The organism is Streptomyces sp. BF23-19 (genome assembly GCF_041106355.1).
GTDB classification, from domain to species: domain Bacteria; phylum Actinomycetota; class Actinomycetes; order Streptomycetales; family Streptomycetaceae; genus Streptomyces; species Streptomyces virginiae_A.
In genome coordinates this window covers 59446-80326 of record NZ_JBGBPT010000026.1, presented here as the reverse complement: position 1 = coordinate 80326, position 20881 = coordinate 59446, and the positions used below count along the sequence as shown (strand labels likewise).

The 20881-nt window shown below is 71.9% G+C and carries 16 protein-coding genes; 4 read left to right on the top strand and 12 right to left on the bottom strand.

Annotated elements, in window-relative coordinates; genetic code table 11:
- Positions 1-88: 88 nt before the first annotated feature.
- Entirely contained in the window at positions 89-601 is a 513-nt protein-coding gene (nrdR, locus tag AB8A24_RS17135; RefSeq protein WP_030713347.1) for a transcriptional regulator NrdR, read from the bottom strand.
- Between the two features lie 469 nt (positions 602-1070).
- Here nrdR and lexA point away from each other — a divergent pair, with 469 nt between their 5' ends.
- Positions 1071-1865: a transcriptional repressor LexA gene (gene lexA, locus AB8A24_RS17130; protein WP_030713361.1), complete on the top strand. Its 795-nt coding sequence runs from the start codon at positions 1071-1073 to the stop codon at positions 1863-1865.
- A gap of 156 nt (positions 1866-2021) precedes the next feature.
- Here lexA and AB8A24_RS17125 read toward each other — a convergent pair whose 3' ends face one another.
- The 5 genes from AB8A24_RS17125 to AB8A24_RS17105 form a co-directional block, all read right to left on the bottom strand.
- Positions 2022-3992, bottom strand: coding sequence for an ATP-dependent DNA helicase (locus AB8A24_RS17125; RefSeq protein WP_030713363.1), 1971 nt, complete (start codon positions 3990-3992; stop codon positions 2022-2024).
- A 52-nt stretch (positions 3993-4044) separates the two neighbouring features.
- Positions 4045-5886 (bottom strand): IucA/IucC family siderophore biosynthesis protein, encoded by a 1842-nt coding sequence (locus tag AB8A24_RS17120; protein ID WP_328965826.1) that lies wholly within the window; start codon positions 5884-5886, stop codon positions 4045-4047.
- Positions 5887-6035: 149 nt separating this feature from the next.
- Complete coding sequence (locus tag AB8A24_RS17115; protein WP_328961373.1) at positions 6036-6749, bottom strand: GNAT family N-acetyltransferase; 714 nt, start codon at positions 6747-6749, stop codon at positions 6036-6038.
- 32 nt (positions 6750-6781) lie between these two features.
- On the bottom strand, positions 6782-9037 hold the full coding sequence (locus AB8A24_RS17110; RefSeq protein ID WP_369476421.1) for an IucA/IucC family protein: 2256 nt from the start codon (positions 9035-9037) through the stop codon (positions 6782-6784).
- 21 nt (positions 9038-9058) lie between these two features.
- Positions 9059-10534: a diaminobutyrate--2-oxoglutarate transaminase family protein gene (locus AB8A24_RS17105; protein WP_369476419.1), complete on the bottom strand. Its 1476-nt coding sequence runs from the start codon at positions 10532-10534 to the stop codon at positions 9059-9061.
- A 189-nt stretch (positions 10535-10723) separates the two neighbouring features.
- Here AB8A24_RS17105 and AB8A24_RS17100 point away from each other — a divergent pair, with 189 nt between their 5' ends.
- Positions 10724-11893 carry a serine protease gene (locus AB8A24_RS17100; protein ID WP_369476417.1) on the top strand — a complete coding sequence of 390 codons (1170 nt, stop codon included), beginning with the start codon at positions 10724-10726 and terminating at the stop codon, positions 11891-11893.
- A gap of 141 nt (positions 11894-12034) precedes the next feature.
- On the opposite strand, the gene hflX is transcribed toward AB8A24_RS17100, so the two are convergent.
- The 6 genes from hflX to miaA all read right to left on the bottom strand — a co-directional run bounded on the left by hflX (position 12035) and on the right by miaA (position 20188).
- A complete protein-coding gene (gene hflX, locus AB8A24_RS17095) occupies positions 12035-13540 on the bottom strand; it encodes a GTPase HflX (protein WP_030713381.1) in 1506 nt (501 codons plus the stop codon).
- 204 nt (positions 13541-13744) lie between these two features.
- On the bottom strand, positions 13745-15226 hold the full coding sequence (locus AB8A24_RS17090; protein ID WP_328961377.1) for a M1 family metallopeptidase: 1482 nt from the start codon (positions 15224-15226) through the stop codon (positions 13745-13747).
- Between the two features lie 201 nt (positions 15227-15427).
- Positions 15428-17509, bottom strand: coding sequence for an HD domain-containing protein (locus AB8A24_RS17085; RefSeq protein ID WP_328961378.1), 2082 nt, complete (start codon positions 17507-17509; stop codon positions 15428-15430).
- A 140-nt stretch (positions 17510-17649) separates the two neighbouring features.
- The gene (gene dapF, locus AB8A24_RS17080; protein WP_328961379.1) at positions 17650-18525 is read right to left on the bottom strand and encodes a diaminopimelate epimerase; all 876 of its coding nucleotides are present in this window, start codon (positions 18523-18525) and stop codon (positions 17650-17652) included.
- Positions 18526-18595: 70 nt separating this feature from the next.
- Entirely contained in the window at positions 18596-19060 is a 465-nt protein-coding gene (locus AB8A24_RS17075) for a hypothetical protein (protein ID WP_328961380.1), read from the bottom strand.
- 189 nt (positions 19061-19249) lie between these two features.
- Complete coding sequence (gene miaA, locus AB8A24_RS17070; protein WP_033217404.1) at positions 19250-20188, bottom strand: tRNA (adenosine(37)-N6)-dimethylallyltransferase MiaA; 939 nt, start codon at positions 20186-20188, stop codon at positions 19250-19252.
- Positions 20189-20405: 217 nt separating this feature from the next.
- On the opposite strand from miaA, the gene AB8A24_RS17065 reads away from it, so the two are divergent.
- Both AB8A24_RS17065 and AB8A24_RS17060 read left to right on the top strand, forming a co-directional pair.
- Entirely contained in the window at positions 20406-20573 is a 168-nt protein-coding gene (locus tag AB8A24_RS17065) for a gliding motility protein (protein WP_266443754.1), read from the top strand.
- Between the two features lie 23 nt (positions 20574-20596).
- Positions 20597-20842 carry an antitoxin gene (locus AB8A24_RS17060; RefSeq protein ID WP_266378925.1) on the top strand — a complete coding sequence of 82 codons (246 nt, stop codon included), beginning with the start codon at positions 20597-20599 and terminating at the stop codon, positions 20840-20842.
- Positions 20843-20881: the final 39 nt, after the last annotated feature.

The following is a 20881-nucleotide window of genomic DNA, read 5'->3' as shown; positions in this document are numbered from 1 at the left end:
GCACGGTGCTGTGTCTTGTATCTACGTCTCTTCGCCTGGCCGAGCGGCCGTGTCACGACGCGTGAGCGCCGCGGCACGGGTGGTCCGATCAGTCGGCGGCGGAGGCGGGCACGGGGACCTGGGCGGTCCTCCCGAGCTCGCACTCTTCAGGATGAGACCGCGGAACGCGGAGTTCCGCGATGGCGGTCTCGAAGTCTTCAAGGGTGTCGAAAGCTTTGTAGACGGAAGCGAAGCGCAGGTACGCGACCAGGTCGAGCTCCTGCAACGGGCCGAGTATGGCCAGACCCACGTCGTGGGTGGTCAGCTCGGCACTCCCGGTGGCGCGCAGCGCCTCCTCGACCCGCTGGCCGAGCTTGGCGAGGGCGTCCTCGGTGACCGGCCGCCCCTGGCACGCCTTGCGCACGCCTGAGATGACCTTGGTTCGACTGAAGGGTTCCGTCACCCCGCTGCGCTTGATCACCATCAGCGAGGCCGTCTCCACCGTCGTGAAGCGACGGGAGCAGTCGGGGCACTGACGGCGCCTGCGGATCGATGTGCCGTCGTCCGTGGTGCGACTGTCGACGACGCGGCTGTCGGGGTGCCTGCAGAAGGGGCAGTGCATGGTTCCCTCACCCTCCCTTTTGGCACGACCGAATCACCCCACGGAGCCCCTGAACGACGGAGACGGACTCTGTCGGGGGCTCGTGGAGCAGCCACCAGCATATGCGATGCCGGCCCCCTCGGAAGACCCGAGGACCACAACCTCTGGGTGGCAGCGCTCATCCAACCACTAGATCTTGGGTTGTGGCGGATTTACGTGGCTCCGCGTGTCGCGGTGTCCGTTGGGCGGACACGGGGCCTCCCGGTGCCACACTGGGCACAGGCCCGGAAGGTGACGATCCGACCGGGAAGGGTACCGTAAGCGGCGGATGTCGAGCCGAACCCGCGTTCGGCGAACCGATCGTCCATACACCTCTCGATATGCCCACGCGGGACGATCTGCGATTTTTCACTCGAACGTGTGTTTGGCGCAACCTTTCGAAAGCTACTACCGTTGTCCAGCTAGGGAGAACATTTCGAGAGGGGCCGACGTGACCACCACCGCAGACAGTGCCGCCATCACTGCCCAGAACCGCTCCCAGAGCCGACTCGAGCCGGTGCATGCCATGAACGACGCAAACCTGAACCCGGATGCGGAGCCCGTAGTACGCCCCGCACGCTCGCTGCCAGGTCGACCTCCAGGCATCCGCGCCGACAGCTCCGGACTCACGGACCGGCAGCGGAGGGTCATCGAGGTCATTCGCGACTCCGTGCAGCGTCGGGGTTACCCGCCATCGATGCGGGAGATCGGCCAGGCGGTCGGCCTGTCCAGCACCTCGTCGGTCGCACACCAGCTGATGGCCCTGGAGCGCAAGGGCTTCCTGCGCCGCGACCCGCACCGCCCGCGGGCCTACGAGGTGCGCGGCTCCGACCAGCCGAGCTCTCAGCCCACGGACACCACCGGAAAGCCCGCCGCCTCCTACGTTCCCCTGGTCGGCCGGATCGCGGCCGGCGGACCGATCCTCGCCGAGGAGTCGGTCGAGGACGTCTTCCCGCTCCCCCGCCAGCTGGTGGGCGACGGCGAGCTCTTCGTCCTCAAGGTCGTCGGCGACTCGATGATCGAGGCCGCCATCTGCGACGGCGACTGGGTCACGGTACGTCGCCAGCCCGTCGCGGAGAACGGCGACATCGTCGCCGCGATGCTCGACGGCGAAGCCACGGTCAAGCGCTTCAAGCGCGAGGACGGCCATGTCTGGCTCCTCCCGCACAACGCCGCCTACCAGCCGATTCCCGGCGACGAGGCGACCATCCTCGGGAAGGTCGTCGCGGTACTGCGTCGGGTCTGACCCCCCGCCGCCCCCATTCAGCCCCCGGAACCCACTGCGCCGGTTCCGGGGGTTGTTCATGCCCCGGAACCGGTTGGGACCGCAGGCGGGACCGGCGGAGCAGCGGATCCGGCTGTTCCGCAGAACAGTGGATCCGCAGAACAGCCGACCTGCGGACTACTTTCCGTCGGCCTTGGCCGTCGCGTCGATCGCCGCCAGGGAACGCCGGGCCTGATTGCGGTCCGTGGTGTACCAGAAGTCGGGCAGGGTGGCCCGCAGGAAGCTCCCGTACCGGGCCGTCGCCAGCCGGGGGTCCAGAACGGCGACGACACCTCGGTCGCCCGAGGCTCGTACGAGACGGCCCGCGCCCTGAGCCATCAGCAGCGCGGCGTGCGTGGCCGCGACGGCCATGAAGCCGTTGCCGCCGTGCTCCTCGACCGACTTCTGGCGGGCGCTCATCAGCGGGTCATCGGGGCGCGGGAAGGGGATCCGGTCCATGACCACGAGCTGGCAGCTGGGACCGGGCACGTCCACGCCCTGCCAGAGCGAGAGCGTCCCGAACAAGCAGGTCTTCGGGTCGGCGGCGAAGGACTTGATCAGCTCGCCGAGGGTTTCCTCGCCCTGGAGCAGGATCGGGTTGTCGAGCCGGCCGCGCAGCTCCTCGGCGGCCGCCTTGGCGCCACGCATGGAGGAGAAGAGACCGAGGGTGCGGCCGCCGGCCGCCTCGATCAGCTCGGCGAGCTCGTCCATCATGTCGCCGCGGGTTCCCTCGCGGCCCGGCGTGGCCAGGTGCTTGGCGACGTAGAGGATGCCCTGCTTGGGATAGTCGAAGGGCGAGCCGACATCGAGGCCGCGCCAGACGGGAACGTCGTCGCCCTCGACCCCCTCGGGGGACAGGCCCAGAGAGGCCGCGACGCCGTTGAAGTCGCCGCCCAGCTTCAGGGTGGCGGAGGTCAGGACCACGGAGCGGTCTTCGAACAGCTTCTCGCGCAGCAGGCCGGACACCGACAGGGGGGCGACCCGGAGGGTGGCACCGAAGCGATCGTGGCGCTCGTACCAGACGACGTCGTACTCGGAGCCGTTGGTGATCCGCTCCGCCACCCCGTGGATGCTCTCCACGGCGGCCAGCGCCTGCTTGCGTACCGCGTCCTCGTCGTGGACGGACTTGTCCCGGGTCGCCCCGATCGCCGAGATCACATTGCGCGCGGAGTCCCGCAGGGACATCAGCGCGTAGCCGAGGTCCTCGGGGATCTGCTCCAGCCGGCCGGGGAGCGCCAGCTCCATGACCCGCTCGAAGGTCTCGGAGGCGGTCTGCAGGGCGTCCGCGGTCTTCTCGTCGACCAGCTTGGCCGCACGCTTCACGGCCCGGTTGACCTGGCCCGGGGTGAGCTCGCCGGTGGCGACCCCGGTCACCCGGGAGACCAGCTCGTGGGCCTCGTCCACGATCAGCACCTCGTGCTGCGGCAGCACGGGGGCGCCCTCGATGGCGTCGATGGCGAGCAGGGCGTGGTTGGTGACGACCACGTCCGCGAGCTTGGCCCGCTCACGGGCGGCCTCCGCGAAGCACTCGGCGCCGTACGCGCACTTCGTCGCGCCCAGGCACTCGCGGGAGGAGACGGAGATCTGCGACCAGGCCTTGTCCGAGACGCCCGGGGTCAGGTCGTCGCGGTCCCCGGTCTCGGTCTCGTCGGCCCAGTCGCGCATGCGCAGCAGGTCCTGGCCCAGCTTGCTGGTGGGCGCGGCCGCCTCGAACTGGTCGAAGAGGCCGTCCTCCTCGTCCTGCGGAGCGCCCTCGTGCAGGCGGTGCAGGCAGAGGTAGTTGGACCGGCCCTTGAGCATGGCGAACTGCGGGCGGCGGCGCAGCTGCGGGTGCAGTGCCTCCACCGTCCGTGGCAGATCGCGCTCGACGAGCTGCCGCTGGAGGGCGAGGGTCGCCGTGGCGACGACCACGCGCTCGCCGTGCGCGAGGGCCGGCACCAGGTAGCCGAGGGACTTACCGGTGCCGGTACCGGCCTGGATCAGGCGGTGGGAGTTGTCGTCGATCGCTTCGGCGACGGCTTCGGCCATGGCCACCTGGCCGGGGCGCTCCGTGCCGCCGACGGCGGAGACGGCGGCGTGCAGCAGGTCGGGGAGGGAGGGCTTCGTCATAGCACTGCCAACCCTACGGGGCCGCACTGACAGTGGGCGCACCGGCGAGCAATCATGGCCGGTACAGGGGGTTGGGTACGGTCCCGTGCTGCACGGCGTGCGGGCGGTCGGGGCGGTCACGGTAACCGTCCTCGTAAAGTCGGTTCCGGTTCAGGCAGAGCCGTCCGATGCGTTCGCCGAGCAGGTCGAAGAGCTCGTAGCGGTCCTTGAGCTCCGGGAAGCGGGCCTGGTGGCGCAGGATCTCCGCCCGTACGAGGGACCAGAACTCGTCCTCCGGGACACCGAGGCCGTCCTCGCACAGGGCCGAGAGGTAGCGGAAGACGCCGACGAACAGCCCGGAGTGGATGAACTGGGGCAGGAAGTCGGCGGGCTCGGTGAGCAGCACCGCTCGGACCTCGTCGGGCAGGGACTGCAGCTCGGGCAGCGGTTCGTCGGTGATGTTGACGTCGTCCACGAAGTCCTTGACCGCGAGCCGGACGGGGACGTCCTGCTCGTCGAAGATCACGATGGTGTTCTCGCCGTGCGGGGAGAAGACGGTGCCGTATCGGTAGAGGAAGTGGAGCAGCGGGGGCAGCAGGGCGGCGAAGAGGCGCTGCAGCCAGACGGCGGGGGTCAGCCCGGACCGGGCGACGAGTTCGGCGGTGAAGGACCGGCCGCGCGGGTCGGTGTGGAGGAGGGAGGCGAGCGTGCGGGCACGCTCGCCGGGCGCCAGCAGGCCGGTGAGGGGTTCGCGCCAGATCGCGCCGAGGAGTTCCTTGTACTGGTACGGGACCTCGGGGAGCTCGTCGTAGACGGGGTGGCGGACGGTGACGGAGGCGACCTCGCCGAGCAGGACGACCCGGCACTCGTCGCGGAGGAAGGGGTCGCCGTCGCGGAGGGAGTGGATCCAGGCGGTGACGGCCGGGGCCGCGAGCGCGAGGTCGGACGGCAGTCCGCGCCAGACCATGGTGTTGAAGACGGAGAGCGGCAGTTTCACGCTGTGCCGGTCGGGACGGCTGAGGTTGAGGAAGGTGCGGACGGACTGCTGCGGGAGTCGCACGTCGGGGTCGGCGGGGAGCGGTACCAGGGCGCCGGAGGCGAGCGCCGGGGCGAAGAGGGGGAGGACGACCTCGTCCCACTGCCAGGGGTGGACGGGGAGGTAGAGGTAGTGGAGCGGGTCGAGGCCGCGGTCGCGCAGGGCCCGGTCGAAGGTGGCCCGGGTGACGGGGCCGAGCTCGGCGGTGTAGAGGCGGGCGGGGTCCTCCAGGCCGGCCGTACCGCGGTAGGCGGCGAGCGAGGTGTGGGCGGCGAGCCAGGGCAGTCGCTGGCGGGTGCGGGCCTCGGGGGCCCAGGCCGCGGTGTCGGAGGCGGAGAGTCCGATGCGGCCCTTGTTGGGGACGAGCCAGGGGTGACCGGTCTGGTGACCTTCGAGGGCGGCGTAGTCGAGGTCGGCGAGGACGTCGGCGGTGAGTGCCGTGTGGTCGAGCCGGGCGTCGGCGGTGAGGGTGGCGCTGAGCTCGCGGACGAGGTGACCGAGGGTGGGCCCGTCGAGGCCGAGGAGGGTACGGGCCCGGATGAGGAAGGCGTACGGGTCCCCGAAGGCGGTCGGGCTCCCGAGGCCGCCGGACACGGGCGGTGAGGGCGGCGCGGGCGCCGGTGGGGTGAGGGTGATCGAGTCCGGGGTGACGTGCCAGCTGCCGTACGAGCGGCGGCGGGCGCGGAAGCCGAGGCTGCTGCCGTCGTCGAGGACCAGGGTCCAGGCATCGCCGGCGGCGGCCGGTGCGGGCACGGGACGGATGATCTCCTCGTAGGCGAATTCGCCGAGCATCTTGGCGAGCAGCCGACGGGCGGCGAAGTCCCAGGTCGCGCGGTTGAGTTCGGGCGGTGTGCAGGGGTGCTGGGGCGATGGGGGCACGGCGGGTTCGGCCGCGTCGGGGGCTGCGGGAAAGTTCGGCACGGGACTCCTCGGAGGTCAGGAGGTCGGGAACTTTGCTTCGTCACGCAGAGTTATCGAAGGGAGAGGTGCGAAGCTGCCGACGTCGGTCGGGGTTTGTGGGGCGACACTCAGAGGAGATTGCGCAGCACCCGCTCCCGGATCATCAGGGCGGCCCGCTTCTCGGGAAGGTCGATTTCCGCGGAGCAGCGGAATCCGGAGTTCAGGAAGGCCGATACGGAGGGGGTGTTGCGGATGTCCGGTTCCGCGACGACGCGTGTGCAGCGGGGGCGGTTGCCGAGGACCAGATCGGCGACGGCGCGCAGCAGAGCTGTTCCCAGTCCGCGGCCGCGGTTCGTGCCGTCTCCGATGAGCAGGTGGATACCCGTGTCGTGGGGGCGCGCCGGGTAGTGCCCGGAGAGGGGGTCGAGGTCGGCCCGGTAGATCTCCCAGTAACTCATCGGTGTGCCGTCGAGGAAGCCGAGGCAGGGGATGCTGCTGCCGTCGCCGTCTAGCTGGGCCCGTAGGTGGGCGGCGGTGATCGCGGCGGGGCCGGCGAGCTCCCAGTAGGCGGCCACTTCGGGATCGTTCATCCAACCGGTGAGGAGCTCCAGGTCACGGCCGGGCCGCACGGGTTCGAGGCGGAATGTTCCGGCTGATGTGGTGACGCTGCCCCAGATGGCGGGGGAATCGAGCAGGTCGGCCTCGGCGAGCAGGGGCAACAGGTCGACGTCGAGGCGTTGTTCGCGCGTGGTGCCGGTGAATTCGGCGAAGCCTGTGACGGAGCGGATGTCGTGGGCGGATCCGGCGGCCGGAGCTGGGGCCGGGGTGTCGGTGGAGGGCATCGGGGGCTCTTCTCCGCGTCGGCGCCGACGCGTCAATCGTGAAGGGGGTTGGTGATGGTGACGTAGACGGACTGGGTGTCGACGGGGCCGACCAGCTCGTCGAGACCGCCCAGGCGGGTGAGCAGATTCGCCTTGCAGCGCAGGGTGGGCGAGTCGAGCAGCCGTGCGGGGAGCGGGCCGAGGCCCGCGGCCTTGGCGAGGAAACGGCGGAAGGCGGCGAGGAGGACGCGTTCGTCCGCGAGCCGCTGGGATCCGAAGGCGCCGATGAGGCCCAGCACGTTGTTGATGCCGAGGTAGTAGGCGAAGCGTTCGTCGGTGACGGCGTCGGAGACGAAGGTGTCGCTGGCGCTTCCGATGCCGGGGAGCCGGTGCTCCAGTTCCGCGCGGCGGGATTCGCGGAAGTAGTAGCCCTGGTTGTCGCGGTAGCGACCGCCGATCGGCCAGCCGGCCGGGTCGAGGAGCACCAGGGTGTTCTGCTGGTGCGCTTCGAGGGCGATACCGGCGAGCGCGTCGAAAGCGAGGACCGGCAGGACCACGTGGTCGAGGTAGCGCAGGAACCACTCGGCGGCGACGGCGGACGTGGTGTGGCCGGTGACGGTGGCGAGGCCGGTGACGAGTTCGGCGAGGCGCGAGCTCATCGTGGTCCGGCCGGGCCACGGGCGGGGAGCGGTGAGTGCGGCGATGCAGACGGGGTCGTCGCCCGAACGGAAGGGGTTGTGGCGCAGCAGGGCGTCGAGTCCGGGTACGGGGGTTCCGTCCGGGGCGTCGACGGCGACCCAGGCGGGGTCGCGGACGATGTCGAAGGCGGGGTGGGAGGCCTGCCACTGCTCGGCGAGGCCGGTGCGGAGCAGCCGGTGCACCTCGACGCCGCGGTGGAGTTCCTTGCGGAGGTTCTCGCGGCGGGAGTTGGTGATGCGCAGGCCCAAGGAGAGCTTGAGCATCGCGGGGGCGCCCGGGCGGTGGACGGTGCGGACGGAGGAGGTGGGGTACCAGGGCTCGCCGTGCGGGCCCAGGTCGTGCAGAAGTCCCGCGTCGCGGAGGGCGGTGACGGCGGGGCGCTGGAGCAGGTCGCGGGCCTGCCAGGGGTGCAGGGGAAGGGGGGTGGTGCCGTGGGGCAACGGGAGCCCGGGGGCGAGCCGGCCGAGGAGCTGTGGGGCGGAGACGGGGCGGCCGCTCTCGGTCCAGGCCGATTCGCTCGCGAGAGCGGCGGGTTCGACCGCGAACCAGTGCAGGGGGAAGGAGCCGTGGAGTTCGGGTGAGTAACGGCGTACCTCGGCCTCGGAGAGTCCTTCGCGACTCTTCGGGTCCGGTTGGAGGGGATGGCCGAGCAGGAGCGCCTGTTCGGCGGTGAGGAAGCGGTCCCCGCCGACGGGGGCCGGGGCGGTGGGGCGTTCCCGCCGGTCGGCGATGAATTCGGCGGTGCGGCGGACCGAGTCGGCGACACGGCCGACGAGGTCAGCGGCGCCCCGACCACCGCTCGTGCCCTCACGGGCGATGAGCGCGGCGATGGTGACGGCGTCGAGGGAGGGCGCGGCGGCGGTCGTGCCTTCGAGGCGGACCGCGCCGAATCGGTGCCAGCCGGTGTGGGACCAGTGGCGGACAGGGACGAGCAGGGCGGCGCCGGAGGCGGGAAGGGGGATACGCAGGGGGGTTCCGGCGGGGCCGTCGGGGCGGCCGAGACCGGATTCGCGGACCACGCAGCGGAGCAGGTTCTCCACCGCCGCGGCCTCGGCGGCGACGGCCGGGTCGGGGTGGTCGAGGAGGTCGGGCAGTGTGGTCGGCTCCAGCCGGAGGGGGCTCGTCCATCCGGTGCGGGGTCGGGGTGGTGTGCCGTCCTTCTGCCGGGGCACGGTGGCCGTCGCCTCGGCGCCGGTGACGGCCCCGGACCCGGTGGTGGCGGCCGCGGCCACGAACGGGGGGAGCTGATCCGGTGCGTCGGGTGCACCCGCCATGCCCTGCCGCGGGTGCTCGGCCGTGGTCCCGTCCGGGTGGGGCAGCGTGCCGGCCGGGGGCCGGGTCGGCGCGTCCTCGGCGGCTACGAGTCGGGCCGGCGGGCCGGCGGCCGGACCCGGATCTTGCGCCTCGGGTACATCGGGCAGGGGCGTCGGGGCCGGCGGCTCCGCGGCTTCCCGCAGCGGCGCCGTGGAGCCGGACGGCGACGACGGCCGCTCCGGGGCAACGGCCTCGGGGGCCGGCTGCGCCTGGGCCGGTCCCGGCGGTGGGGCGAGCCGGTCGGGAGACGGCGGTTGGGTCTCCGTGACGGGGGTCGACTGGTGCGGGTCTGGCATCGCGGGTCCTCGGTGTACGGGTCAGTGGGTGCGGCGGGCGGCGGCCGGGATGGCGTCGGCCAGGCGGCCGAGACCCGCCCCGGCCTGCTCGCCGGCCAGGGTCAGCGGGGGAAGGAGGCGGACCACGGCGCCGTGGCGGCCGCCGAGCTCGACGATCAGGCCGCGGTTCAGGCACTCCTGGCGGACGGCGGCGGCGAGGGCCGGTGCGGCGGCCCCGGTGTCGGGGTCGACGAGTTCGACACCGATCATCAGGCCCCTGCCCCGTACCTCCCCGATGCAGGGATGGCCGCAGGCCAGGCCGTGCAGGGCCGTCAGCATCCGCTCCCCCAGGGCGGCGGCGCGCTCGGCGAGCCGGTTCTCGCGGACGAAGGCGAGCGTGGCGGTACCGGCGGCCATGGCGAGCTGATTGCCGCGGAAGGTGCCCGCGTGCGCGCCGGGGGCCCACACGTCGAGGTCGGCCCGGTACACGATCACGGCGAGCGGCAAGCTCCCGCCGATGGCCTTGGAGAGGACCATGACGTCGGGCACCACCCCGGCGTGGTCGACTCCCCAGAAGGCACCGGTCCGGCCGACGCCCGTCTGCACCTCGTCGACGATCAGCGGGATCCCCCGCGCCGCGGTGATCTCGCGCATCCGACGCAGCCAGCCGTCCGGGGCGGGGATCACCCCGCCCTCGCCCTGCACGGGTTCGACGATCATGGCGGCGGGGGCGGGCACCCCGCCCTTCGGGTCGTCCAGCAGGTTCTCCGTCCAACGCGCGGAGAGTTCGGCGCCCTCGGGGCCGCCGACGCCGAACGGACAGCGAAGGTCCTGCGGGTAGGGCAGCCGGGTCACCCTTACCTCGGGGGCGCCTCCCGAGGCGTCCAGGGCTCCGGCGGTCATGCCGTGATAGGCGCCGGTGAAGGCGAGCAGCCCGGAGCGTCCGGTCGCGGTGCGCACCAGTTTGAGGGCGGCCTCCACGGCGTCCGTACCGGCCGGCCCGCAGAACTGGATGCGCGCGTCGGCGGCCAGCGCGGGCGGCAGGTTGGCGAACAGCTCGGTGGTGAAGGCGTCCTTGACCGGGGTCGCGAGGTCCAGCACGTGCAGCGGGGCCCCGGAGTCGAGGACGCCCCGGATGGCTTCGAGCACCACCGGGTGGTTGTGCCCGAGGGCGAGCGTGCCGGCCCCGGAGAGGCAGTCGAGGTAGCGCCGCCCGTCGGCGCCCTCGATGGTCAGTCCGCGGGCCCGCACCGGGACGATGGGCAGCGAACGGGCGTATGTCCGGGCGGCGGACTCCCGTTGTGCCTGCCTGCGCAGGATGCCCTCGGAGGCGACGGCACCGCCCGGCCCGCCGCGTACGTCCGGACCGTCGGTTCCGTCCGGGATCGTCCCCCGACTTCCCTGTTGCGGCACTTGAGGCGGGATCTCTGTCGCGGCCGCCGCCGCGGCCGGCTCGGTGACAGCCACGAGTGTCGGTCCTCCCGCACGGATTGCTCTTCCGGATTGCGTATCGAACATGAACGCTGCTCCCCCATCCCCCGTACGTACCAACGACGGTGACGGCGAGGGATCACGGGTTGACTCAAGATCCTTGTCCCGCAAGGGGAGAACGCCAGGAACCGCGGCCCCGGCCTAGGTCGTCCTGTGCGACAGCGGCATAGTGGGGGCCTGCACTCCACTCCTCGAACTCCCAGGGGGACGAACGACATGCGATCGAACCGACCGGTCACCGCGATTCTGTGCGCGGCCACGCTCGCGCTGACCGCGGGTGCCTGCGGCCCCGGCGACGGGGAGGCCGGCGGCGACGCCAAGCCGACCGTGGCGGCGAGTCTGCCGGGCCAGGACGGGATAAAGATCCCCGACCAGCTCAAGGACAAGCTCAAGGAGCACGGAATCGACTTGGAGAAGTGGAAGGGGGGTGAGTGGAAGAACTGGAAGAGGGAGGACTGGCTCCGCGAGGCGGGCGACTACATCAACCCCGTCATCGAGGGCCTGTGGGACCCGGACCGCATGCGTGACGCCGAGCAGCCGCAGCGCCCGGCCGTCGATCCCGACGCGGGCAAGGACCAGGGCGTCACCGACCCGGTCCCGGCACCGGTGGCGGCCAAGCAGGCCACCCCGCCCTACCACACGAGCGTTCCGGCGGCCGGCAAGGTGTTCTTCGACGGCCCCGAGGGCTCGATGGTCTGTTCGGCGACCGTGGTCAAGGACCCGGCCCACCCCGGCAAGTCGAACATGGTCTGGACGGCGGGCCACTGCGTGCACGCGGGCAAGGCCGGCGGTTGGTACCGCAACATCGCCTTCGTCCCGTCCTACAACAACGCGGGCAAGCAGGCGGCGCAGCTCAAGGGCGCGCCCCGCGACCAGGTGGCCCCGTTCGGCGTCTGGTGGAGCGACTGGGCGCAGACCTCCGACCAGTGGATCGCGGGCGGCGGTCCGACCGGTGGCGCGGGTGCCCCGTACGACTTCGCGGTGCTGCACGTGATGCCCGAGAAGGGCAGCACCAAGTCGCTTGAGGAGACGGTCGGTTCCGCGCTCCCGGTGGAGTTCAACGCGCAGGCCGTGCAGAAGGTCGGGAGTGTCACGGCGACGGGCTACCCGGCGGCGGCTCCGTTCGACGGCCAGCGTGCCTTCCAGTGCACGGACAGGCCGGGCCGGCTTTCCCTGAACACGAGCGACCCGGTGATGTTCCGCATCGGCTGCACCATGACCGGCGGCTCCTCCGGTGGCGGCTGGGTCTCGGCGGGCTCCGACGGCAAGCCGGCGCTGGTGTCGAACACCTCGATCGGCCCGGCCAAGGCGGGCTGGCTGGCCGGACCCCGGCTGGGTCCGGAGGCGAAGGGCATCTTCGACGCCGTCAGCCGCAAGTTCAAGTAGGAAAAGCAGGACAAGTAGTTCGAGGAGCTCGAGCGGCTCCGAACCCCTGGCGTGACCCAACGGCTGAGGCCCCCCTGCGGTGCAGGGGGGCCTCAGCCGTCACACCGTCACGCCGTCACACCGTCACGCCGTCCGGCACGCTCAGCGCTTCGCGAGCGCGTACGGCGCCAGGTCCGCCGCCAGTTCCTGGTGGACCCGCGCCTTGAGCAGGGTGCCGTCCGGGGTGTGCTCCTCGGAGATCACCTCGCCCTCCGCGTGCGCCTTGGCGACCAGCGAGCCGCGCGTGTACGGCACCATGGCCTCCACCTCGACCTCGGGCCGCGGCAGCTCGGAGTCGATGAGCGCGAGGAGTTCCTCGATGCCCAGGCCCGTCCGCGCCGAGACGGCGATGGAGTGCCGCTCGATCCGCAGCAGCCGCTGCAGAACCAGCGGATCCGCGGCGTCCGCCTTGTTGATCACGACGATCTCGGGCACGTTGACCGCGCCGACCTCGCGGATCACCTCGCGCACCGCCGCCAGCTGCTCCTCCGGTGCCGGGTGCGAACCGTCCACGATGTGCAGGATCAGGTCGGAGTCCCCGACCTCCTCCATCGTGGAGCGGAAGGCCTCGACCAGGTGGTGGGGCAGGTGCCGGACGAAGCCGACGGTGTCGGCCAGGGTGTAGACCCGGCCGCTCGGCGTCTCGGCCCGGCGCACGGTCGGGTCGAGGGTGGCGAACAGCGCGTTCTCCACCAGTACGCCCGCGCCCGTGAGGCGGTTGAGCAGCGAGGACTTGCCCGCGTTGGTGTAACCGGCGATGGCCACCGAGGGCACCTTGTTGCGGCGTCGTTCCTGCCGCTTGATGTCACGGCCGGTCTTCATCTCCGCGATCTCCCGGCGCATCTTCGCCATCTTCTCGCGGATCCGTCGCCGGTCGGTCTCGATCTTGGTCTCACCGGGACCTCGGGTGGCCATGCCGCCACCGCCGCCGCCACCCATCTGGCGGGACAGCGAGGCACCCCAGCCACGCAGTCGCGGCAGCATGTACTGCATCTGCGCGAGCGCGACCTGCGCCTTGCCCTCTCGGGACTTGGCGTGCTGGGCGAAGATGTCGAGGATCAGCGCGGTCCGGTCGACCACCTTCACCTTGACGACGTCTTCGAGGGCGATGAGCTGGCCGGGGCTGAGCTCGCCGTCGCACACGACGGTGTCGGCGCCGCTCTCCATGACGATGTCCCGCAGCTCGCGCGCCTTGCCCGAGCCGATGAAGGTCGCCGGGTCCGGCTTGTCACGGCGCTGGATCACACCGTCGAGTACGAGGGCACCCGCCGTCTCGGCGAGGGCGGCGAGCTCCGCGAGGGAGTTCTCCGCGTCGATCACCGTGCCGGAGGTCCAGACGCCGACCAGCACGACGCGCTCCAGGCGCAGCTGCCGGTACTCGACCTCGGTGACGTCTTCGAGCTCGGTGGAGAGGCCGGCCACGCGGCGCAGGGCCGCGCGCTCCGAGCGTTCGAACTGCTCGCCGTCCCGGTCTCCGTCGATCTCGTGGCTCCAGGCGACGTCCTCTTCCATCAGGGCATCGGCCCGAAGGCTCTCGGTGAAGCTCTGCGGGTCCCGCGCATCCTGTGCGTCCCGCGCGTCCTGGGAAGGGGAAGAAGAGGAGGTCATTGGATCCTTACGTCGATTCGAATAGCAGTGTCACGTTAACTGTCACGTCCAACGTGTCACACCGCCGGGGGATTCCCCGCGCGGCCCCGTCGATGGTGACATGCCCGTTCCTCACCGGTCACACCCTTTATTGGGCGCTCCCGCCCGCCGCGGCCCTGCCGGATGCCGCGGAAGGCGGGGGCTCGGGCGACCGCGGGCGCAGGCTCAGGACGCCTTGCCAGGGGTCGTGGCGGCCTTGTCGGCCGCCGTGGCGGCCTTGCCGCTCCACTCCGGGTGCCCCGGCATCGGCGGGGTCGTGGTCCCGTACAGCCAGGGCTCCAGGAAGGCGGTCAGGTCGCGGCCCGCCTCCTGCGAGGCCAGGCGTACGAAGTCGGTCGTCCCCGCGATCCCGTCCCGGTTCTCCGAGACCCAGCGCCGCTCGATCCGGTCGAAGGCCTCGGCGCCGATCTCCTGCCGCAGGGCGTAGAGGATCAGCGCGGACCCGTCGTAGACCACCGGCCGGAACAGCCCGATCTTCTCTCCGGGGGCCGCGGCCTTCGGGGCGGCCGGCGGGCCGCCCGCCGCCCGCCACTGGTCGGAGCGCTGGTACGCCTCGCGCATGCGCCGCTCCAGGGAGTACTTGCCGAGCCCGTCCGCGTACAGGGCCTCGTACCAGGTGGCGTGTCCCTCGTTGAGCCAGAGGTCGGACCAGGTGCGCGGGGTGACGCTGTCGCCGAACCACTGGTGGGCGAGTTCGTGGACCATCACGGACTCGACGTACCAGTCGGGGTAGCCCTCACCGGCGAACAGGTTGCTCTCGAAGAGCGAGAGGGTCTGCGTCTCCAGCTCGAATCCGGTCGTGGCCCGCGCGATCAGCACCCCGTAGTTCTCGAAGGGGTAGCGGCCGACCCGCTCCTCCATCCACTCGATGTGGCCCGCGGTCTTCTTCAGCCAGGGATCCAGGCGCTCCCGGTCCTGGGCGGGCACCACGTCGCGCAGCGGCAGCCCGTGCGGTCCGGTGCCGTGCACGACCGCGGAACGGCCCACCGAGACCTGGGCCAGCTCGGTGGCCATCGGGTGTCGGGTCCGGTACGTCCAGGTCGTCGTGGGTCCGAGCCGTACGGCGGGGGCCACCGGCTCCCCGTTGGCGACGGCCGTGAGCCCGGTCGGGGCGGTGATCCGGAAGGTGAAGATCGCCTTGTCGGCGGGGTGGTCGTTGCAGGGGAAGACGCGGTGGGCGGCGTCCGCCTGGTTGGCCATGGCCAGGCCGTCCTCCGTGGGCACCCAGCCGCCGTCCCCGCGGCCGCGCGGGTCGCTGGTGTGCCGGATGGTGATGCGCAGGGGCATGCGCTCCGCCACCGGGCGCGCGGGCGTGAGCACGAGGTCCTCCCCCGCGCTCTCGAACCGCGCCGGCTCCCCGTTGACCTCGGCGGACGCCACCTTGCCGTGGGTGAAGTCCAGGTTGATGCGCTCCAACCTGTCCAGGGCGCGGGCGTCGATGACGGTGACCGCGTCGAGCGGGGTCAGGTTGTCCTTGTAGGCGAAGGACAGGTCGTACGAAAGCACGTCGTACCCGGGGTTCCCGAGTTCCGGGAAGAGCCGGTCGCCGATGCCCAGGGGCGTCGGCGGGGGCAGGACGGCGGCGACGAGGGTGAGGGAGGCCGCGGCGAGCAGGGCGGCGCGCAGGCGCGGGGAGGAGAGCTGCATCCACCACCGCTTACCAGCGCCCGCCACACGGCCGCGAACGGCGCGCGACGGGTCCACCCGAACGAGGCCGTCCGGAGCCGTCCCGGCCTACGTCCGCACCCCGGCGGGCACCCGGCGGCCGTCAAGCGGGCGTCAGGCAGGCGTCAGGCGGACTCAAGCGGAATCGTCCGTCGGGCACGGCCGTCGGCACGCACCCGACGGCTACACCCGGCTGACGTCGTACACGCCCGGCACGTCCCGCATCGCCCGCATCAGCGCGGGCAGCCCGGCCGCGTCGGGCAGCTGCAGGGTGTAGCTGTGCCGGACCCGCTGCTCGACCGGCGGTTCCACGGTCGCGGAGACCACCTCGACGCCCTCGCGGGCGATGGCCTCGGTCAGATCGGCCAGCAGATGCGGGCGGCCGAACGATTCAGCGCGCAGGGTGACCCGACAGTCCGCCGTGGCCCGCCAGTGCACGGCGACGGAGGTACGCCCCACGGCGCGCATCTGCGCCACCGCCGCGCAGTGGATGCGGTGCACGGTGACGGCCCCGCCACGGACCAGGAAGCCGGCGACGGCGTCCGGCGGCACCGGCGTGCAGCACCCGGCGAGTCGCACGGTGGCGTCCGGGAGGTCGGCGACCGCGTTGCCCCCGCCGCCGCGGGCGCCGACCACCGACAGCGGCGCGCGGGCGGCCGAGGTGGGGGCCATGGCCCGGTCGGGGTGGGCTTCGAGCCAGCTGCTGATGGCGATCCGGGCCGCCGGGGTCCGGGCGTGGTCGAGCCACTCGGCGGCGGGTCCGGAGGAGGCGTCCTGCGCGAGCAGCAGTTGGACGGTGTCCCCGTCGGACAGCGGGGAGGACAAGGAGGTGAGGCGCCCGTTGACCCGGGCGCCGATACAGCCGTGGGCCGCCGCGCCGTGCTGCGCGTAGGCGGCGTCGATACAGCTGGCCCCGGCCGGCAGGCCCAGCGTTCCGCCGTCGGCCCGGAACACGGTGATCTCCCGGTCCTGGGCCAGCTCCGCCCGGAGCACGGTCCAGAAGGTGTCGGGGTCGGGCGCGGACTGCTGCCAGTCGAGCAGTCGGGACAGCCAGCCGGGCCGCGTGGGGTCCACGCGCTCCTCGTCCGGGTCGGTGGCGGCGTCGGGCGTCGCGGTGGTGTACGGATTTCCGAGGGCGACCACGCCGGCCTCGGCGACGCGGTGCATCTGCCGGGTCCGCACGATGACCTCGGCCACGTAGCCCTCGGGCGTGGCGACGGCGGTGTGCAGCGACTGGTAGAGGTTGAACTTCGGGGTGGCGATGAAGTCCTTGAACTCCGAGACGACCGGGGTGAAGCAGGTGTGCAGCTCGCCGAGCACGGCGTAGCAGTCGGCGTTCTCGCCGACGAGGACGAGGATGCGGCCGAAGTCGGAGCCGCGTAGCTCGCCGCGGGTGCGGGCGATGCGGTGCACGGAGACGAAGTGCCGGGGCCGGACCTGTACTTCGGCGGTGATGCCGGCCTCGCGCAGGACGCCGCGTACGGAGTCGGCGATGGCGGGCAGCGGGTCGCGTTCCCCGGCGTGGGCGGCGATGAGCGCGCGGGTGCTCTCGTACTCCTCGGGGTGCAGGATCGCGAAGACGAGGTCTTCCAGCTCGGTCTTGAGGGCCTGGACGCCGAGCCGTTCGGCCAGCGGGATGAGGACGTCGCGGGTGACCTTGGCGATGCGGGCCTGCTTCTCGGGGCGCATCACGCCCAGGGTGCGCATGTTGTGCAGCCGGTCCGCGAGTTTGATGGACATGACGCGGACGTCGTTGCCGGTGGCGACGAGCATCTTGCGGAAGGTCTCGGGCTCGGCGGCGGCGCCGTAGTCGATCTTCTCCACCTTGGTGACGCCGTCGACGATGAAGCACACCTCGTCGCCGAACTCCGCCCGTACCTGATCGAGGGTCACGTCCGTGTCCTCGACGGTGTCGTGGAGCAGAGAGGCCGTCAAGGTGGTGGTTTCGGCGCCCAGTTCGGCGAGGATCAGGGTAACGGCGAGCGGATGTGTGATGTACGGCTCACCACTTTTTCGCATCTGGCCGCGGTGCGAGGTCTCCGCGAGGAGATACGCGCGGCGCAGAATGGACAAATCGGCGTCCGGATGGTGGGCGCGGTGTGCCTCGGCCACGTGGCCGATGGCGTCCGGAAGCCGGTCTCGCGACGTCGGCCCGAGCAGGGCAGCGCGCCCGAGGCGGCGCAGATCGAGCCTGGTCCGCCCCCGTCTGCGGAGCTCAGGGCGCGCTTCGGGGTGTGCTTCGGGGTTCGTGGCCTCTGCACTCATGGGCACCTCCGGCGGCTTCGACCGGCGGTGGTGGGCATGGGGTGAGCCCTCAGGGCCGGTGCCTGATGTTACCGACCCCACCACGTGGCGCAGTCCACCTCTCGCTCAGCGTGAAACGGATCACCCATTAGAGGGAAGCTTCAGCCGAAAGCCGTTTCGGTGAGCCAGTCCCTGTCGAACTCCCCCGCAGCCACGATCACGGCCGGTCCGGTCATGTCGATCCGACCGTCGGGGTGTTCGGTGATGATCAGGGTTCCGCCGGGGAGGTCGACGGTGTAGGCGACCGCGTCGCCGGTGACGGCCGGGTCCACGCCGTCGCGGCGGATGGCCGCCACGGCGACGGCGCAGGCGCCGGTGCCGCAGGAGCGGGTCTCGCCGGAGCCGCGCTCGTGGACGCGCATGGCGACGTGCCGGGGGCCGCGGTCGACGACGAACTCGACGTTGACCCCGGCCGGGTAGGCGGACGCCGGGCTGAACGGCGGGGCGGTGTACAGGGTGCCGGCGTCGTCGAGGCTTTCGACGAAGGCCACGGCGTGCGGATTGCCCATGTTCACATTGCGCGCGGGCCAGCTCCGCTCTCCGACGCTGACCGTGACCTCGCCCTCGGGCAGCTCGGCGCGGCCCATGGAGACGGTGACGTCGCCCGCCTTGTCGAGGTGGACGCGCTTGACGCCGCCGCGGGTGGCGACGGCGAGGTCGCCGGGCTCGACGTGTCCGGCGTGGTGGAGGTAGCGGGCGAAGACGCGGACGCCGTTGCCGCACATCTCGGCGATGGAGCCGTCGCTGTTGCGGTAGTCCATGAACCACTCCGCCTCGTCGGCCAGGTGCGCGGCCTCGGGGTGGGTGGCGGACCGGACGACGTGCAGGACGCCGTCCGCGCCGATCCCGGCACGCCGGTCGCACAGCTTCGCGACGGCGGACGCGGGCAGCTCGATGGCGTTGTCCGGGTCCGGGACGATCACGAAGTCGTTCTCGGTGCCGTGGCCCTTGAGGAAGGAGAGGGTGGTCTGCGTCACCCGCCCATGGTACCGAGCCGCAGCTCAGAGGTGCCGGACCGTCCGAGGGGCGGAACCGGCCGAGGGGCGGTCAGCGGAGCCGGGCGACCCGGTACACGGCGAGACCTACGACGGCCAGCGCGACGACGGCGTACAGCGCGGCCATGCGCCAGTCGGGGCGGCGGCCGCTCCCCCGGGCCGGGAGACCGGGCCACGTGTAGCCGACCCGTCGGGCGGCCATCATGCCCCAGCCTCCGGCGCAGCAGCTGATCAGGAATCCGAGCATGGCGACCACGGCACCGCCGTCGCCGAACTCGAAGGCGAGCGGGAAGGCGAACATCAGCGAACCGGTGGCGGCGAGCATCGCGATGGGGGCGATCTGCCACAGGCGCAGGCGGCGCTGCGGGCGCAGTTCGACCTCGAACTCGGGTCCGGCGGCGGCCGCCGCCTCGGCGGAGTCCGGGGTGTCCGGGCCGTCCGGGGTCAGTCGCGCCGGATCGGCGGGCAGCCCGAGTCCCGTGGGCCCGTCCGTGCCGTCCGTCCCGTCCAGAAGCATCGGATCCGCTTCCCTTCGGGTGTCGTCCCGCCCGGTGTCGCGAGGGCCGGCCTCCATCGCCACGCGCCCTCCCCACTCGGACTCAGTACGCCGCCGTTCATCGCAGGTGATCGCACCCGCTGGAGTTTGATGATGGCACGCCCCCGGCCCCGCTACTGGCGCGTGAGGCGTCCCGATGCCATCACGTGATCAGGCTGTGACCGCTCGTTCGACCAACGACTGCGCGAGTCCGGGGAGTTCCCCCCGGTCGGCGGCGGCCCCGCTGAGCCAGTGCACGCGCGGGTCGCGGCGGAACCAGGAGTCCTGACGGCGGGCGAACCGCTTGGTCGCCCGGACGGTCTCGGCCCGGGCCTCGTCCTCGGTGCATTCACCGGCGAGCGCGGCCAGCACCTGCTGGTAGCCCAGCGCCCTGGAGGCGGTGATTCCGTCACGCAGCCCGCGGGCCTCCAGCGCGCGGACCTCGTCCACGAGCCCGTCCTCCCACATCCGGTCGACCCGCAGCGCGATCCGCTCGTCGAGCTCCGGGCGGGCCACGTCGACGCCGATCTGCACGGTGTCGTAGACGGACTCGTGGCCGGGCAGGTTGGCGGTGAAGGGGCGGCCGGTGATCTCGATCACCTCGAGCGCGCGGACGATGCGGCGGCCGTTGCTGGGCAGGATGGCCTGCGCGGCGGCCGGGTCGGCGGCGGCGAGCCGGGCGTGCAGGGCGCCGGAGCCGCGGAGGGTGACCTCTTCCTCGAGGCGGGCGCGGACCTCGGGGTCGGTACCGGGGAACTCCATGACGTCCAGGGCACCCCGGACGTACAGGCCGGATCCGCCGACGAGGACGGGGGTGCGGCCCTCGGCGAGCAGTTTGTCGATCTCCAGGCGGGCCAGCCGTTGGTAGTCGGCGACGTTGGCGGTGTCGGTGACGTCCCAGATGTCGAGGAGGTGGTGCGGGACACCGCCGCGCTCCTCGGTCGTCAGCTTGGCGGTGCCGATGTCCATCCCCCGGTACAGCTGCATGGAGTCGGCGTTGACGACTTCGCCGTCGAATCGGCGGGCCAGGGCTACGCCCAGGTCGGACTTTCCTGCCGCGGTGGGACCTACGACGGCGATGACCCGCGGGGCGGGGGCTGCTTTCCTCACGGCCCCAGTCTCGCAAACCTCACGGCATGTACCCGATCGAGTTACGTGACGGGGTGCGGGTGGGGTCGTTGCCCTGGCGAGGTTCCGGCCGGGCCTGCGCCCTGCGTACGCCCGGCGCAGGCCGGTTCGGTCAACGCGGAACTTCACTCACACGAGTAACGTTACGGGAGTAGACATGGGCGTTTTTGATCGGTTTTTTCGTCGTAAGGGCGAGGTCGTGACCGAGGAGGTCGCGGCGGTGGACCTGACGGCGGAGTCCGGTGCGGCCGAGGAGGCCGAGCCTGTTGCCGAGAAGTCTCCGGAGGCGGCAGTCGTGGAGATTCCGAAGCAGCTGGCGGCCCCGGTGGCCGCGGACAGTGAGACCGGTGAGGGCGCCCGCACGTAGCGACCGCCAACGGAAGGTGACCCATGGGCCTGCTGGACAATCTGAAGGCCAAGCTCGGTCCGGCGAAGGACAAGGTCGGCGACCTGGCCCTGCAGCACGAGGGCAGGATCGGCGAGAGTCTGGACAAGGTGGCCAAGGCCATGGACTCCAAGACCAAGGGCAAGTACAGCGGCCAGATCACGAGCGGGACGGGCAAGGCGAAGGACGCCCTGGGAAAGATCGCGCACAAGGACGCTCCCGGCGGGCCGACGCCGCCGGCCGCTTCCTGACGCGGTCCGCGAAAGGGGCGGGGGACCGGCCGCGGCCGG

Coding starts and splice junctions, on each gene's coding strand:
- AB8A24_RS17125 (WP_030713363.1), bottom strand. CDS start 3,992: ATGACGAAGCCCTCCCTCCCCGACCTGCTGCACGCCGCCGTCTCCGCC.
- AB8A24_RS17115 (WP_328961373.1), bottom strand. CDS start 6,749: ATGCCCTCCACCGACACCCCGGCCCCAGCTCCGGCCGCCGGATCCGCC.
- AB8A24_RS17090 (WP_328961377.1), bottom strand. CDS start 15,226: ATGCAGCTCTCCTCCCCGCGCCTGCGCGCCGCCCTGCTCGCCGCGGCC.
- AB8A24_RS17105 (WP_369476419.1), bottom strand. CDS start 10,534: ATGTTCGATACGCAATCCGGAAGAGCAATCCGTGCGGGAGGACCGACA.
- AB8A24_RS17085 (WP_328961378.1), bottom strand. CDS start 17,509: ATGAGTGCAGAGGCCACGAACCCCGAAGCACACCCCGAAGCGCGCCCT.
- AB8A24_RS17100 (WP_369476417.1), top strand. CDS start 10,724: ATGCGATCGAACCGACCGGTCACCGCGATTCTGTGCGCGGCCACGCTC.
- hflX (WP_030713381.1), bottom strand. CDS start 13,540: ATGACCTCCTCTTCTTCCCCTTCCCAGGACGCGCGGGACGCACAGGAT.
- AB8A24_RS17110 (WP_369476421.1), bottom strand. CDS start 9,037: ATGCCAGACCCGCACCAGTCGACCCCCGTCACGGAGACCCAACCGCCG.
- AB8A24_RS17060 (WP_266378925.1), top strand. CDS start 20,597: ATGGGCCTGCTGGACAATCTGAAGGCCAAGCTCGGTCCGGCGAAGGAC.
- nrdR (WP_030713347.1), bottom strand. CDS start 601: ATGCACTGCCCCTTCTGCAGGCACCCCGACAGCCGCGTCGTCGACAGT.
- AB8A24_RS17075 (WP_328961380.1), bottom strand. CDS start 19,060: ATGCTTCTGGACGGGACGGACGGCACGGACGGGCCCACGGGACTCGGG.